The sequence below is a fragment of the Candidatus Thermoplasmatota archaeon genome, from assembly GCA_035540375.1.
In the GTDB taxonomy this organism is placed as follows: domain Archaea; phylum Thermoplasmatota; class SW-10-69-26; order JACQPN01; family JAJPHT01; genus DATLGO01.
Genome location: DATLGO010000086.1, coordinates 1 through 15,358, shown reverse-complemented (window position 1 = coordinate 15,358; position 15,358 = coordinate 1). Strand labels below are relative to the sequence as shown.

Below are 15,358 nucleotides of genomic sequence, written 5' to 3'. Positions count from 1 at the left end.
CACCACGGGCCCGAGTTCGCGTGACCCGGCGGGAGCGGACAGGGCTCGATGGTGAGCTTCGCATTGTTGTTCTTGGTTACGCGTTGGTTCGTATTATCTGACTCATTCTTGCTTCGGGGCGGATCGACGTGAGGAAACGCGACCTCGAGATCCTGCTCGAACGCGTCCCTGCGCACCCGAAGCCGCGCGCGGACCTCGAGCAGTACCGCACGCCGCCCGTGATCGCCGCGGACCTCCTGTGGCAGGCCTATGCGCTGGGAGACGTCGGAGAACGGACCCTCGTCGACCTCGGATGCGGAACGGGCATGCTCGCCCTCGGCGCCCTCCTTCTCGGCGCGCCACGCGCGACGGGCGTGGACGTCGACGCGGACGCCCTGTCGGTCGCCCTCGAAAGCGCAAGGCAACTCGGCGTCGCCGACCGCTTCGAAATCGAGCATTCTGACGTGGATGGCCTCACGTGGCCCGCCGACACCGCGATCATGAATCCCCCCTTCGGCGCGCAGAAGCGCCACGCGGACCGCCCCTTTCTCGATGCCGCGTTCCGGTCGAGCCCCGTCATCTGGTCCATCCACCTCGCGGAGACGCAGATGTGGGTCGAGAACTACGCCTCCCGGGCCGGCGTCGTCGTGACGCACGCGATCCCGTACCGCTTCCCCCTCAAGGCCCAGTTCGCCTTCCACGAGAAGCCGGTGAAGGACGTCGACGTGGTCGCCTTGCGGTTCACCCACGGCGACGACGCCCATGGCGGTGATTAGTCACGCCATATGCGTAACAGACATTCCACAATCAAGCTGTCACACGGGGGGTCGTTCGGGGCCCGAATCCTTTAAGAAGGCGGGGCCGTGTTCCCGCCCAGGCTCTCCATGGCCGCGCCCACCGCTCCCAGTCTTGTCTTTCCCGGCGACGAGATCGCGATCGCCGAGGAGTTCATCCCCGGCGACGGCACGTACGAGGAGAACGGCACCGTGTACGCGGCCCGTCTCGGCCGGCTCGAGCTGGACACGAGCGACTTCATCGCGAAGGTCCACGCGGTGACGAAGGAGCCGCTCATCCTCAAGGCCGGCGACATCGTGATCGGCACCGTCCAGGCGGTCCGCCCGACCATGGCGATCGTCGAGGTCCGCGCGGTCTCCGCGCAACCCAACCGCCAGATCGGGTCCGACACGAACGGCACGCTCCACATCAGCAAGGTGTCGGAGCACTACGTCGACAACCTCGAGGACGCGCTCAAGCTCGGCGCGGTCCTCCGCGCGGTCGTCCTCGAGACGAAACCCGCGGTCCAGCTCTCGACGAAGGGCCCCGAGTTCGGCATCCTCAAGCTCTACTGCGCCCGCTGCCGCAACGTCATGGAGAAGCGCGGCAGCGGCCTCGTGTGTCCCGAGTGCGACTGGAAGGAGACGGTGAAGCTCGCGGCCGACTACGGCTCGGGCCACCTCGTCGCCCCCCAGGAGTACATCGACGCGTACGTTCCGCCGCCGCGCGCCCCGCGCGAGCGCCGGGGCGGATTCGGCCGCGGCGACCGAGGCGATCGCCGCGGGGGCCGCGGCGAGCGCGGCGGCCGCGGGGACCGGGGCGACCGGCGCGGACCTCCGCGCGGGGAGCGCCGGGGCGGCGAGCGCCGCGGCGGCGACCGCGACGAGCGTCCGCGGCGCGAGCCCACGGGCGAGCGCGCCGAAGGCGGCGAGGGGCGCGAAGGCGGCCAGCGCCGGCGCCGGCGCGGCGGCCGCGGAAGGCGCCGCGGCGGTCGCAACGGCGACGGCGGCGGTGGCGACGGAGCGTGACACGCATGGAGATTTCACTTCTGAAGAAGACCGAGAACGCCCTGGAGATCGAGGTCAAGGGCGAGAACGAGACGCTGCTCAACCTCCTGAAGCAGCACCTCCTCAAGAGCGAGAAGGTCGTGAGCGCGACCTATCTCATGGGCCACCCGTTCCTCGACAACCCCAAGCTCTACCTCGAGGTCAAGGGCGGCAAGCCCGAGGCCCAGCTGAAGCAGGCCGCGAAGGAGCTGCGCACGCTCTTCGACGAGCTCGAAACCCAGGTTATCCGGGCCACCTCGAAGTGATGCCCACGACGGGCGCCCACCTCCGCGAAGGCCGCGGGCCCGTCGCCCCCCTCCTCGCGCCCGACGCGTTCGAGGACGCCGTCGGGATGTCCCGCTTCCTCGCCGCGACCCCCGGCACCGGGGGGCGCCTGCGGACGTTTCCGGAGGATTTCGTCGTCGGCGAGATTCCGCTCGCCTTTCCCGCGCCCACGGGCGAGGGCAAGTACACGGTCGCGGCCGTCCGCGCGCGCAACTGGGAGACGAATCGCCTCATGCGCGAGATCGCGGACCGCCTGAAGGTCTCGCGCCAGGCCGTCTTCTTCGCGGGCACGAAGGACAAACGGGCCGTCACCACGCAATACGTGAGCGTCCCAGCGCCGGAGGACCGCGTGCGCGCCCTCGCGATCAAGGACGTCGAGATCCTGGAGACCTTCCGGGTCGACCGCGCGCCAAAGATCGGCGAGCTCGTCGGCAACCGTTTCGAGATCGCGGTGCGCGATCTTCCGATCGCCTCCGACGACGCAAGGACGCTCGCCGAGGCGACGCTCGCGGACCTCCACGGGAAGGGGGGTTTTCCGAACTATTTCGGCCTCCAGCGCTTCGGCCAGGTGCGCCCGATCACCCACGTCGTGGGGCGGCTCCTCGTCCTCGGCGACCTCGAGGGCGCCGTCATGGCGTACGCGGCGAACCCCATGGAGGCCGACCCGCCCGAGGTGCGCGAGGCGCGCGCGAGGCTCCAGGAATCCCGCGACTTCGCCTCCGCCGCGCGCTGGTATCCGGAATTCCTGAGCTTCGAGCGCACGATGATCCGGCACCTCGCCGCGAAGCCCGGCGACTGGGCGGGCGCGCTCCTCGCGCTCCCGGGGAACCTCCTCACGATGTTCGTCTACGCCTACCAGTCGCTCCTCTTCAACCGCGCGCTCTCAGAGCGCCTCGCGCGGGGCGTCGGCCTCGCGGAGCCGCAGGAGGGCGACCTCCTCCTTCCCGCGGACGCGCACGGGGTCCCCTCCACGGAGCGACCCGTCGCCGTCACGAGCGCGAACCTCGCGAAGGCGCGCCTGCAGGTGGCCCGCGGCCGCGCGTTCGTGAGCGGCCTCGTCACGGGATCCGACCCGCCGTGGTCCGGCGGCCTCCAGGGGGAGATCGAGCGCGCCGTCGTCGAGGCCGAGGGCATCCCCGTCTCGGCCTTCCGCGTCGCGGCGCTCCCGGAAGCCGGCTCCTCCGGAACGCGGCGCGCCCTCCATGCGCGCCCCGCGGGCGCCGCCGTCCAGGCGGGAAGCGACGCGCACGGCGAGAAGGTGACCCTCGCGTTCGGCCTGTCCAAGGGGTGTTACGCCACGTGCCTCGTGCGCGAGATCACGAAATCGCCCTACTACGCGTTCTGAGTGAGCGTGTCATGCGAGTACGTGGATCGCTTGACTAAGAATCGCGCTTCCGAAGCTTCCTCTGGACGCGCTCCCACACGTCCACGGGGACGAGCGGGGGCACCGTGCCTGGATCGCACGGGACGAAACCGCCGGCCCAGTTGAACCCCCCCGTGTAGGCCCGGTTCCTCAGGATCTTGCGCACGAGCTGCGGCGAGAGGCCGTAGGCCTTCGCGAGCGCGCCGACGGGGACTCGTTCTCCGGCCGCCTCCGCGGCCGCAAAGAGCGCGCGGACCTTCGCCGCGTCCTCCGTGACCACCCAGACGCGGTGCCGCCCCCGGGGGGCGGGCGCGCTCGCGTAGCCGAAGGGGAGCGACGTCGTCGGGATCCCCGCCTCCCTGAGGGACGAGGTCGCGCGGACGCTTTTGCGGATCTCCTCGAGCTTCTTCTTCGAATCGCTCCAGGTGTCGGCCCAGCTTCGGACCTTCGTGAGGTCGTCGTCGTAGTCGAAGCGGCCGCCGTCCTCGAGGACGTGCAGCTCCTTCTGGGATCGTCGCAGAAGCCCCAGCGTCGCGAACTTGTCCCAATAATCGCGGCCCAAACGAGACGAATCGCGGGCGATGAAGCCGTCGAAGCCGTCGTTTCCCGCCGCGGAAAGCAGCTCCTTGAAGAGCGGGCTCTCGAAGAGCGTGAAGCCGCTTTGCGTGCCGAAATTGTACACAATGTCCACCACGCCCGGGACGTCCTCGGCGTCGTCGCGGCGCGCGTTCGCCACCTCCTCGCCGGCCGCGTAGCGGACGCATTCCCGGATCTGCTGGGGAATGGAGAGGAGCTTGTCGTCGGAGACGCGCGTGAGGACGCGGTACACCTTGTGGCCCGCGAGGCGGAGCCGCCTTGCCTCCTCCGGGGGCAGGAGCGCGATGACCTGCGGCTTGGTCTCGTCGACGTTCCTCAGGAAGGGCTCGAGGTCGAGCGTGAACGCGCGCGTCGCCACGCCGCAAGGAACGAGGGGCGTCCTCGTTTCCTTTTCGGAATGGTCCCGGATCACCCGCGCCGGAGGTGCGCCTTGTCCCCGTGGAGCTCCCAGGCGGCCCGGTCGCGGGCGCGAAGGCGCAGCTGCTCGATGACCGCGACCGGGATCGCCGTGTAGAGGCTGTTCGAGCGGGCCTGCTTGTACACGGTGTATCCGTCCTTTCCGTTCGTCGAGGGTTCCCCCGTGTGGCGCCGGACCTCGGCGAAGCTCCCTTCGAGTCGCCAGGCGACCTGGTCGTCCGCGCTTATATGCAGCTGGCGTCGGACCGCGACGGGGATGGTGGTGAAGAGGTTGGGGGTCGATTTCGACCCCCAGACCCGGGTTTCGAGCGACATCTAGACCGGAGTCTAGTCAAAGGCCACTGCTCCGATCTAGTTTTCGCTTTCGTTCGCGGGCAGAAACGAGGCCCCCTCCTCGTTCCGGATGCGACGCACGAGATTCGCCCTCGAGCCGCCGGGCGGGCGGTCGAGGGTGGAGGCCGCCCCGTGCTGGCGAACGCCCCGCAGGCAAAATTATCGACGTTCTGGATCAAATTCAGGTCCGAATCCAAAGTTGGCTTGTGTCAGGAACGCATCTGTCGTACATGCACGCGTCCGTCAAGGATTCTTCGTACACGGCGCGTTTCACGACGGTGACACCGCAAAGGTGAGGGGCGTCCCGACCCCGGTCCCCGTCGGGAGGCCGGATCGACCTGCTCACGCGGACCCTGATCGAGCGCAGCGTCCTCCTCGCCCTTCTCCTCCTCCTGCCGGCGGCGCCGGCCGCCGCGCCCGTCCCCCCGCACGAGGAGGTCCTCGCGGGCCTCGCGGGCACGCCGGCCCCCTTCGCCGTCTTCGCGGACCCCGACGTCGACGCGACGCGCGTCTTCGCCGTGCGCGGCGTCCCGCCCGACGCGACGCTCGTCGTGACCGCGCGCGCGACGTCCGGAAGCGTCCGGATGAGCGTGCACGACGCGGCGACGCACGGGATGGCGACGCTGCTCGATTCGTGGGCGCAGGACGCGGATCACGGCGCGTTCCGTCTCCAGGCGCGACCCGGCGGGCGCGACTGGGACGTCGTCGTGGATCCCGGGCCCGGCGCGTCGCCCGCGTACCGCATCGTCGTCACGTTCGAGGCGTACCGCAAGGAGCCCGCCTTCGGCGTGCCCATCCAGGTCACCGACCTCGGTCCCTGGTGGTGCCCGCTGAACCCGACGCGGGGGTGCCTCCCGTGAAACGCCGCCCGATCCTTCTCGCCCTCCTTGTGCTCGCGACGCCGCTTGCGCCCCCGGTGGCGGGGACCGCCGACGCGGACGCGCCTCCGACCGTCCGCATCGTCGCGCCCGAGGATGGCGCCGGGGTCGCGAGGGCCGTGCGCGTCACGGGCGTGGCGTACGACAACGACACGGGCGTCGCGGACGTGCAGGTCCGCGTCGACGACGGGCCCTGGCATTCGGCCGCGCTCGGCGCGCGGGGTCGCCCCGCGGCCGCCTGGAGCGTCTCCATTCCCGTGGCCTCGGGCGCGCACGTGATCGAGGCGCGCGCGACCGACGGCCGCCGCTCGTCCGCCTCCGCGTTCGCGACCGTCCTCGCGGGCGACACGCCGCCCCCCGGCGTCGCGATCCTCGCGCCGCGCCACGGCGCGGGCGTCGACGGCCGCGAACCGCTCGCGGTCGCGGGCCGGGTCCATCCGCCCCAGCCCGACGTGGACGTCCGGGTGCGCGTCGACGACGGACCGTGGATCGACGCCGACGTCGCGGGCGGTTTCTGGACCGCCGCCGTCCCCTTCCTCGCGCCCGGCGCGCGCACCGTCACGGCCGTCGCCGCCGCGCCTTCGCTCGGAGCCTCGCTTCCGGCCCAGATCCGGCTTGCGGCGGGAAACGGCTCGCGCGCGCCCGAGGTTTCGATCCTCGCGCCCGCCCAGGGGTCGGGCCTGAGCGGCGAGGGCGAACGCGGGTGCGCCCCTCCGCCCTGCGCGCACGTCGCGGGGCTCGCCCGCGGCGCAAACCGGGTCGCGCTTGCGGTGGACGATGGTCCCCCGGTCGAGGTGTCCGTGGAGGCGTCGGGCGCGTGGGCGTGGCGGTGGCCCCTCGCGGGCGCCTTCGAAGGCGACCACGTCCTCGAGGCGCGTGTCCCCGGGGGCATCCCGTCGCAGATCGTCGTCCGCCTCGGAGCGCCCCACGCGCTCAAGGCGACGCTCGATCCGCTCGTCGCGCCGACCTTCACGACCCTCCGGGCGCGCGCCGAGGCCTCGAGCCCGCTCGCCTCCGTCGAATGGTTCGTCGACGGCGCGCGCGTCGCCGAGGGCGCGGACGCGTCCTTCAGCCTCGCGAGGCCCGGGTTCCACCTCGTCGTGCTCAAGGCGCGCGACGGCGAGGGGAACGAAGGCGTCGCAACGCGCTGGGTCCTCGCGACGAACCGGCCGCCCGTGGCGCAGGCGCGGCTTGCCGCGCCTCCGGCCTCGGCCGGCGTTCCGACCCTCCTCGACGGCTCCGGCTCCCACGACCCCGACGGCGTCGTCGCGGGCTGGAGCTGGCGCGTCGGCCGCGACGCCGCGTGGACCCCCTTCCGCGGCGAGCCCCTCGCGCGCGAGAGCTTCCCGAAACGCGGCGCGCACGAAGTCTCCCTCGTCGTGCGCGACGACCAGGGCGCCGTGAGCAACCCGGTCTCCTTCGAAACGGTGGTTCCGAACGCCCGACCAGCGGCCGCGTTCACCTCCGACCGCACGGTCGCGACGAGCCTCGACACGATCCGGTTCTCCGACCTCTCGACGGACCGCGACGGGCCGGGGGATCTCGCCGCGTGGCACTGGAGCTTCGGCGACGGCGCCTCGAGCCGCGAGCGCCATCCGACGCACCGGTTCCCCAGAGGCGTATTCGACGTGACCCTCACCGTGACGGACGCGCTCGGCGAAGCGTCGAGCGCGTCGCGGACGATCACCATCGCGAACATCGCGCCGCGCGCCGGATTCACGGTCGTTCCCGCATCCCCGCTCGCGATGGACGCCGCGCTCTTCCGCGACGCCTCCGCGAAGCTCGACGGCGAGATCGTCGCGTGGCACTGGGATTTCGGCGACGGCAACGCCTCGCGCGAAGCGGTCGCGCACCACGTGTATGCGGCCGCCGGCGCGTACCTCGTGCGCCTCGCCGTCACGGACGACCGCGGCGCGACCTCGATCGCCGAGCGCGAGATCGTCGTCCTGAACCATCCGCCGATCGTCGCGGTCGCGGCCCTCCCGGAGCACGCGGACGCCCTCGCGACCGTCACGTTCGCGGGCCTCGCGCGCGACCCCGACGGGCGCATCGCCCGCGTTCTCTGGGATTTCGGGGACGCGAAGGGCTGCGCCGCGCCGCCGAGCGCCGACCACCGGCTCCCCGCGTGCGACCCGGGCCTCGACGCGGAGGGCCGCCTCGTCCGCCACGCCTACGCGCGAAGCGGGCTCTACGACGTCACCTTCACGGCCTGGGACGACGCGGGCGCCTCGTCGAGCGCCCGCCTCGCGTTCAAGGTCGCGAACCTCCCGCCGGTCGCGCGCGTCGGGGGCCCCTTCAAAACCGCTCCCGGCGTCCCCGTCCGCGTCTCGGGCGAGGGCGTCGATCCCGACGGCCGCATCGTACGCTTCGCCTGGGACCTTGACGGCGACGGCGTCGCGGAGCGCGAAGGCGGACCCGTCGCGGAAGCGCGCTTCGCGCGCGCGGGGTCCCATCCCGTGACGCTCCACGTGACCGACGACGAGGGCGCGTCGTCGCGCGCGACCGGCGTCGTCCTCGTCGAGGACGCCTTGACCCCCGATGCGCCTCCCACGCTCGCGGTCGCCTTCCCGCAGCCGGGGTCCGTCGTGCGCGGTCGTGTCGCCTTCCACGGAGCCGCGGGCGACGACCGCGGATTCGTCGAGGTCTTCTGGTTACTCGCGCGCGAAAACGCGACCGTGAGCCCGTCCGGCGGCCGCTGGGCGCGCGCGACCGGCGGCGGTTCGTGGAGCCTCGACCTCGACACCCGCGGCCTCGAGAACGGTCCCTACGATCTCCGCGTGAAGGCGAGCGACGGCCGCGCCGAAACCCACGCCGTCGTGCCCTTCGTCGTCGAGAACGCGCCCGCGGGGATCGAGGGGCTCCTCCTCACCGTGGACGAGCCCGTGGTTCCAGGGGATGCGAGGCTCGTCGTGGCCGGCAACGCCCACGCGCCCGCGACGCCGCTCGAGATCCGCGCGCGCCTCGACGAGGGCCCGTGGTTCCCCGTGGCCGTCGAAGGCACGCGGTGGCGTCTCGAAATGGACGTCTCGCGCGAGCCCATCGGCGTCCGAACCCTCGCCATCCGCGCCTACGCCGCGCCCGACCGGTTCGAGGAGACGACGATCCCCGTCGCGATCGCGCGCTCCGGACCCGTCGTCGTGCTCTCGACGAGTCCCGCGGGCCCGGTTCCGGCGTTCCTCCGCCTCTCCGGCCTCGTCGAGAGCGCGGCCCCCCCGAAACTCCTCGCGTGGCGCCTCGACCAGGGCCCCTGGCGCCCCGTTCCCGGCCTCGCGACGCCCTGGTCGCTCGTCGTCGCGACCGCGGACCTCGCCCCCGGGCGTCACGTCGTCCAGCTTCGCGCGGAGGGTCTCGACGGCGCGAGCGGGCCCGTCCTCGAGGTGCCGTTCGTGGTGGCCGCGCCGGAACCCGCGTCCGCGCCGGAAGAGGGGCCGGCAGAACACGCCCGCGGCGTCCCGGCGCCCGGCATCGTCGCCGCGGCGCTCGCGGCCGTCATCGCGCGAGCGCTCGCGCGAGGACGCCGAGGGGACCGAACGGAAGCACGCGGTCGTCCATGACGCCCCAGGCCTCGAAGTCCGCCGGATCGAGGCGGGAGAGGACCGGGCCCTGGAAGGCCGGCGCGCGCACGAAGTCCGCGCCGCGCGCCCAGGGCGACAGCGAAGGCAGCACGAGATGGCCGCGCGCGGGCGCGTAGAGGAACGCCGGAAAGCGGGCCTCGGCGCCGACGGCGTCCGCAAGCGCGAGCACCGGGTGCTGGTGGCCCGTCGCGAGGAGACCGCCCCGCGGGCGCGCGACGCGGGCGTGGCCGTGCGCGACGCGCACGCCGCCGAGGTCGAGCGCGTCCACGACGGGAACGCCCTCGCCGACCATCGCCTCGATGCCCCGGTCGTGGTTGCCGCGCGCGACCACGACGCGCGCGCCGGCCGCGCGCACGGCCGCGATGAAGGCCCGCACCTCGCGGGCCTCGTCGAGGCGGCGCGCCCCGGCGCCGTGCTTGAAGTCCCCGGCGACGACAAGCGTCGTCGCGCCCGTCTCCCGGACGAGCGCCCGGGCGTGGGCTGTCGCGGTCGCGACGGCGTGGCCCACCGGCATGAGCGCCCCGCGCGCGGCGTGCGCGGCTTCGAAGCCGAGGTGAAGGTCGGCGACGACGAGCGCGCGCGCGTCGGGAAGGTGCAGGGCGCCGGGCGCGAGGAGGCGCGCGGCCCCGTCGAGGATCTCAGGCGGGGCGGGCGGCTTCATGCTCGAGGAGCTCCAGGACGCGTTCGTGCAGGTCGAGCATGAAGGCCTTCCGGTCCTCCATGACGACGGTGTCGGTCGCGCCGAGCGCGACGAGGCCGTGGGCGAAGGGCGAGGGCGCCTTGCGGTTCCTGAGGAGCGTCACCTTCGCCTGGCGCGTCAGGACGGCGTGCGTCAGGGCCTCCGCGCGCGCGACGTCGAGCGCGTCGTCCTCGAGCTCGCGTCGGAGCTCCTTGAGGACCGGGAAATCCGGGTCCAGGCGCTTGAGGACGTGGTAGAGGACAAACGAGTTGACCTGCTGCCGTCCGACGCTCTTCTCGCGTCCCGCGTAGTTCCTCAGGATGAGGAACGCGCGCGTCGCGACGTGCCGGAACCGGCGCTTGAGGAGCTCGGTGCCTTCGAGGGCGCGGGGGGCCTCGCGCCGCACTTCGCTGAAGAACAGGCCGCGCACGTCCGTCGCGGTCAGCACGCAGGCGCGCGGCACGGCGATGATGAAGCCGGAATCCGCGACCTGCACGCGTGCGTTCACGCCCTTGAGGTCCGAGATGCGCTTGGCGAAGACGCGGGCGAGCGCCTCGTTCGCGCGCCGGCCGAGGAGGGTGTGGACGACGTAGTTGCGGCGGAGGTCGTCGTCCACGAACTCCTCGACGAGGACCTCGTCGGCCGCGGGAACGGCCGCGAATCTCGCCTGCTCGGAGAAGTACGCGAGAATGGATGATGCCGTCACGGCATCCACGTGATACGCTTCACGCACGAACGCCTCCGCCACGTCGCGGCCCCGGGTCGCGAGGAGGCTCCCGACCTCCTCGCGGAAGCGCGCGACGGCGCGGGCGAGGTCGTACGCAAGCGGCAGCTTCTCGCTCGACCACGCGGGCACGGTCGGGCGGCGACCGCTCGCCGAGGCCACCTGCGCCTTCATGCCCTGCGCGCGGAGGAACGCCCACGTCGTCCCGCCGAGGACGAACACGTCGCCCGGGTTCAGGGACTCGAGGAACGCCTCTTCGATCTGCCCCACGTACCGTTCGCCGTCGTACACGACCGCGTGCGTCGTTTCCGGGATGGTGCCGACGTTCAGGCTGTAGATGGGCCGCGCCATGCGACCCTTGCGGCCGAATCGCCCCGTCGTCGCGTCGTACCAGACCTTGCCGTAGATGCGTCGCTCCTCGAGGCCGGGTCCGGATCCCGCGAGGTAGCGGAGCGTCGCGTCGAAATCCTCGCGCGGGAGGTCCGCGTACGGGCCGGCGCGGCGAACGAGCGCGTAGACCGCGTCCGCCTCCTGCACGCCCTCGAGGCTGAGGCCGACGAGATGCTGCGCGAGCACGTCGAGCGCGTTTGCGGGGAGGGTCACGCGGTCGAGCCGTCGCGCGCGGGCCTCGCGCGCGAGCACCACGGATTCCACGAGGTCGTCGCGGTCGAGCGGGACGATGATCCCGCGCGAGGTCTCTCCCAGCTTGTGGCCGCTGCGGCCGACGCGCTGCAGCGCCCGCGCGATGCCCTTCGGGCTTCCGAGCAGGACGACGAGGTCGACGTAGCCGATGTCGATGCCGAGCTCGAGCGACGTCGAGCACACGACGCACTTGAGATCGCCCGCCTTGAGGCGCGATTCGACCTCGTGGCGCCGCTCGCGCGAGAGCGACCCGTGGTGCGCGGCGATGAAGGAGGACGGCGCGGTCACGGGGTCGCCCCCCTCGGCCGCGTCGGGGCCCTCCACGCGCGCTTCGTCCGCGCCTCCTCCGGGCGGTCCGCCCGGGCCCGCAAGGTCGGCGTACTTCCGGCCGTACCGCTGCTTGAGGTGGAGGACGAGGCGCTCGGTCCCGGCGCGCGTGTTCGTGAAGACGAGCGTCGTCCGGTGCTTCTCGATGAGCCCGTCGAGGAGCCGGTACAGGCCGTCCATGACCTCCGGGCCGGTCGCGCGCACGAGATCCGGGACGGGCGTCACGACGCTGAGGTCGATGTCCTTCAGGTACTGCACGTCCACGACGTCCCCGTCCCGGCCGGGGCCGAAGAGGAAGCGCGCGACGGCGTCGAGCGGCGAGAGCGTCGCGGAAAGGCCGATGCGGACGGGCGGCGGACGGCCCGCCGCGACGACGCGGGCCTCGAGCCGCTCGAGCGAGAGCGCAAGGTGGACGCCGCGCTTCGACTCCGCGAGGGCGTGGACCTCGTCCACGATGACCCACCGCGCGCCCGCGAGGTGCTCGCCGTAGCGCGGCGCCGAGAGGAGGATCGCGAGCGATTCGGGCGTCGTGATGAGGACGTGCGGGGGTTTCGCGGTCTGCCGGGCCCGCTCGCGGGGGCTCGTGTCGCCGGTGCGGACCCCGACGCGGATCGCGGCCGCCTCGACCCCGGCGCGGTCCAGCTCGCGCCGGATGCCCGTGAGGGGCTCGACGAGGTTGCGCTCGATGTCGTTGTTCAGCGCCTTGAGCGGCGAGACGTACACGAGGTGCACGCGGTCCTCGAGCCGGCCGCGCTTCGCGAGGCCCACGAGTCCGTCGAGCGCGGCGAGGAACGCGGAGAGCGTCTTGCCGGACCCCGTGGGGGAGGAGATGAGGACGTTTCGGCCGTCGAGGATCTTCGGAACGGCCTCGCGCTGCGGGGGCGTGAAGGCCCCGAAGCGGTCGAGCGCCCAGCGCCCGACCTCGGGTTCGAGGCGGGCCGCGAGGGCCTCGTCCACCGGGGACACGCAATTCGCCGCCGTCATCGCAAAACGCCCTTCGACGCCCCTTCTGCCACATAAGGCGTTCGCGGGGGACGCCGAAAGGAACCCTTCCGTTTCCCCAGGGGCGGCGGGGTTGACCAGGCAGGGTTCCCGGCCTTCGCCAAGTTTTATCTACGAAGCGAAGCGAGTAAGGAATGGAGGTGCCGTACCGTTACTCCCGTAACGACGACGTCCCCGCCGGCCTCCCACATTTTCATCAGCCTCCCAACGGCGGGGGCGTCCACCTCCCATTCCTGAGCCGACGCGCGTCAGCACCCTTCCTGGACGCAGCCGGACCCTTCGCGCTTCGCGACGGCCGAGGGTTCCTGGATCTCGAAGAAGCCCTCGCCCCAGAGGTCCTTCCACTGCATCTTGACGGCGTAGCGGCCGGGCGGATACGGCTGCCCGTAGTCCGGGTCGACGAGGTTGAAGGAGACCTCGCCCACGATGGCCCGGTCGCGCGGGTGGACGCGCTCCGACTCGGGCGGCGACTGGTCGATCCATCCGTGGCCGACGGGCCCCTCGGGCCCGATGAGGAACCATTCGAAGGATTCGAGCTGCGGCGACTTCACGTCCTTCTGCGCGTCGTTGATGAAGAAGATCTTCGCGGTGAAGCGCTCCCCGGGGGCGTAGACCAGGCGCGGGGGCTTGATCTCGAAGTGGCCTTCGCCGCCGGGGCGGAACGTTCCGATGCCGAAGCCGACGGCCTCGAGGCATCCGGCCGAGAGGACGGAGACCGAGACGAGGCCCGCGGCGATCGCGAGGACGCGGACGGATGATCGGGGCATGCGCCGCCCGCCCGCGCATCGCGCAAAGACCCTTCTGGTACGCCGTTAGAAGAGCCGCTGCTGCCGGCGGTGCTGCTCTCCCGGAATCTCCACGGGGTAGGCGCCCGTGAGGCAGCCCATGCAGAGGTCGCGGCGCGGCAGGTCGATCGCCTTCACGAGGCCGTCGAGCGACAGGTAGGCGAGCGAGTCCGCCCCGATGAGCTTCTGGATCTCGGCGATCGGATGCTCGGCCGCGACGAGCTGCTGGCGCGTGTTCATGTCGATCCCCAGGTAGCAGGGGGCGATGATCGGCGGGGAGCCGATCCGCACGTGCACCTCCCGCGCGCCGGCGTCGCGCAGCATCGCGACGATGCGGCGCATCGTGGTGCCGCGCACGATGCTGTCGTCGAGGAGGACGACGCGCTTGCCCTGGATCTGCGATCGCACGGGATTGAGCTTCATGCGGACCGACTGGTCGCGGTCCTTCTGGTCGGGCATGATGAACGTGCGGTGCACGTAGCGGTTCTTCATCAGGCCCTCGACGAACGGGAGGCCGCTCTTCGCGGCGTACCCGAGCGCGTGCGTGCGGCCCGAGTCGGGCACCGGGACGACGATGTCGGCGTCCGCGGGGGCCTCCGTCGCAAGCGCGTGGCCGATGCGGTGGCGCACGTCGTACACCGGCCGCTGGTCGATGACGCTGTCGGCGCGCGCGAAATAGACGTACTCGAACATGCAGTGCGCGGCCTCGTCGCGGTGGCCGAGCGGGTGGGGCACGATCTTCTCGGGCGCGATTTCGAGGATCTCGCCCGGCTCGACGTCGCGCACGAGGTCCGCGCCGATCGCGTTCAGCGCCGTCGACTCGCTCGCGACGACGTGGCCCGCGCCGCCCGCGAGCTTGCCGACGCAGAGCGGCTTGATGCCGAGCGGGTCGCGCACCGCGAAGAGCGCGCCGCCGACGAGGATCACGAGGGAGAACGAGCCCGTGAGACGCCGGACCACGTTGCGGATCGCCTTCACGCGGTTCTCGGTGTGCGCGAGCTCGTTCGCGAGGAGGCGCACCGCGACCTCCGTGTCGTTCGTCGTGAGGAAGCTCCAGCCCTTCGCCTTGAGCTCCTCGCGGAGCTGGCCCGAGTTCACGATGTCGCCGTTGTGCGCGATCGCGACGTCGCCCGCGGACGACGAGACGACGACCGGCTGCGCGTTCTCGAGGAAGGAGCCGCCCGTCGTCGAGTACCGGACGTGCCCGATCCCGACGCCCGAGTCCGGCTCGTTCAGGATTTCGCGCGGAAACACGTTCTCGACGAGGCCCATCGCCTTGTGCGTCGCGGCCCCGCCCTTCCGGATGACCGTGATGCCGGCCGATTCCTGACCCCGGTGCTGGAGCGCCCGCAGCATCGCGTAGAGCGGCGGCGCCGAGGAGAGGCCCTGCGCCGCGAGGCCCGCGACCCCGCAATGGTCCCGGATGGGCGCGCGGTCGGCCTCGAGCTCGTCCACGAAGACCTCGTCCCCGTCGGCCTCGCGCGCGTGCATCAAGGATCCCCGGGCGGGCTTAAGCGACCCTGGTTTAAAAGGGCTTCGAGGGACGGAGAGCGCCGCCCGACGCCCGCGCGCCGCGGCCATCACCCTGCGGCTGTGGGCGGCGGGCGCAGGGACCGGGACTCGGGACCGGGACTCGGGACCGGGACTCGGGACCGGGATTCGGGACCGGGTGCCGGGTTTCGGGACCGGGCGCCGGGTCCGGGTCCGGGTCCGGGTCCGGGTCCGGGTCCGGGACCGGGACCGGGACCGGGACCGGGACCGGGACCGGGACCGGGACCGGGACCGGGACCGGGACCGCAGCCGGTGTTCGCGCCCAGGTTTGACGTTGGACCGTCGCGAGGGGCCGCCCCCTGCGCCCGCACCCTACGAAGGAGGGGGCGTGAACCCGGGCACCGTTCGAGAAGGAGACGCGGGTTTGGGTCGGGGGTCCAGGGGGCGGCAGCCCCCTGGCG

12 protein-coding genes are annotated in these 15,358 nt (G+C 72.3%); 6 read left to right on the top strand and 6 right to left on the bottom strand.

Annotated features, from left to right (window positions below; translation table 11 throughout):
- The first annotated feature begins 128 nt into the window (after window positions 1-128).
- From VM889_10195 to truD, 4 genes are all read left to right on the top strand, one after another.
- The gene (locus tag VM889_10195; GenBank protein HVL48916.1) at window positions 129-755 is read left to right on the top strand and encodes an METTL5 family protein; all 627 of its coding nucleotides are present in this window, start codon (window positions 129-131) and stop codon (window positions 753-755) included.
- 87 nt (window positions 756-842) lie between these two features.
- Window positions 843-1,781: an exosome complex RNA-binding protein Csl4 gene (locus VM889_10190; protein HVL48915.1), complete on the top strand. Its 939-nt coding sequence runs from the start codon at window positions 843-845 to the stop codon at window positions 1,779-1,781.
- Between the two features lie 5 nt (window positions 1,782-1,786).
- On the top strand, window positions 1,787-2,065 hold the full coding sequence (locus tag VM889_10185; GenBank protein HVL48914.1) for an RpoL/Rpb11 RNA polymerase subunit family protein: 279 nt from the start codon (window positions 1,787-1,789) through the stop codon (window positions 2,063-2,065).
- A complete protein-coding gene (truD, locus tag VM889_10180) occupies window positions 2,065-3,429 on the top strand; it encodes a tRNA pseudouridine(13) synthase TruD (GenBank protein ID HVL48913.1) in 1,365 nt (454 codons plus the stop codon). Before VM889_10185 ends, truD begins: the two co-directional genes overlap by 1 nt.
- Before the next feature lie 34 nt (window positions 3,430-3,463).
- On the opposite strand, the gene VM889_10175 is transcribed toward truD, so the two are convergent.
- Window positions 3,464-4,402, bottom strand: a complete 939-nt coding sequence (locus tag VM889_10175; GenBank protein ID HVL48912.1) for a recombinase family protein — start codon at window positions 4,400-4,402, stop codon at window positions 3,464-3,466.
- Between the two features lie 50 nt (window positions 4,403-4,452).
- Window positions 4,453-4,776: a hypothetical protein gene (locus VM889_10170; GenBank protein ID HVL48911.1), complete on the bottom strand. Its 324-nt coding sequence runs from the start codon at window positions 4,774-4,776 to the stop codon at window positions 4,453-4,455.
- 536 nt (window positions 4,777-5,312) lie between these two features.
- On the opposite strand from VM889_10170, the gene VM889_10165 reads away from it, so the two are divergent.
- Both VM889_10165 and VM889_10160 read left to right on the top strand, forming a co-directional pair.
- Window positions 5,313-5,654, top strand: a complete 342-nt coding sequence (locus tag VM889_10165; GenBank protein ID HVL48910.1) for a hypothetical protein — start codon at window positions 5,313-5,315, stop codon at window positions 5,652-5,654.
- Window positions 5,651-9,226 (top strand): PKD domain-containing protein, encoded by a 3,576-nt coding sequence (locus tag VM889_10160; GenBank protein HVL48909.1) that lies wholly within the window; start codon window positions 5,651-5,653, stop codon window positions 9,224-9,226. Before VM889_10165 ends, VM889_10160 begins: the two co-directional genes overlap by 4 nt.
- Here VM889_10160 and VM889_10155 read toward each other — a convergent pair.
- The 4 genes from VM889_10155 to purF all read right to left on the bottom strand — a co-directional run bounded on the left by VM889_10155 (window position 9,162) and on the right by purF (window position 14,897).
- Window positions 9,162-9,908: a metallophosphoesterase gene (locus VM889_10155; protein ID HVL48908.1), complete on the bottom strand. Its 747-nt coding sequence runs from the start codon at window positions 9,906-9,908 to the stop codon at window positions 9,162-9,164. The two genes, VM889_10160 and VM889_10155, sit on opposite strands and share 65 nt — an antisense overlap.
- Window positions 9,886-12,603: a DEAD/DEAH box helicase gene (locus VM889_10150; GenBank protein HVL48907.1), complete on the bottom strand. Its 2,718-nt coding sequence runs from the start codon at window positions 12,601-12,603 to the stop codon at window positions 9,886-9,888. Before VM889_10150 ends, VM889_10155 begins: the two co-directional genes overlap by 23 nt.
- Before the next feature lie 266 nt (window positions 12,604-12,869).
- Window positions 12,870-13,388: a hypothetical protein gene (locus VM889_10145; protein HVL48906.1), complete on the bottom strand. Its 519-nt coding sequence runs from the start codon at window positions 13,386-13,388 to the stop codon at window positions 12,870-12,872.
- 45 nt (window positions 13,389-13,433) lie between these two features.
- Complete coding sequence (gene purF, locus VM889_10140) at window positions 13,434-14,897, bottom strand: amidophosphoribosyltransferase (protein ID HVL48905.1); 1,464 nt, start codon at window positions 14,895-14,897, stop codon at window positions 13,434-13,436.
- Window positions 14,898-15,358: the final 461 nt, after the last annotated feature.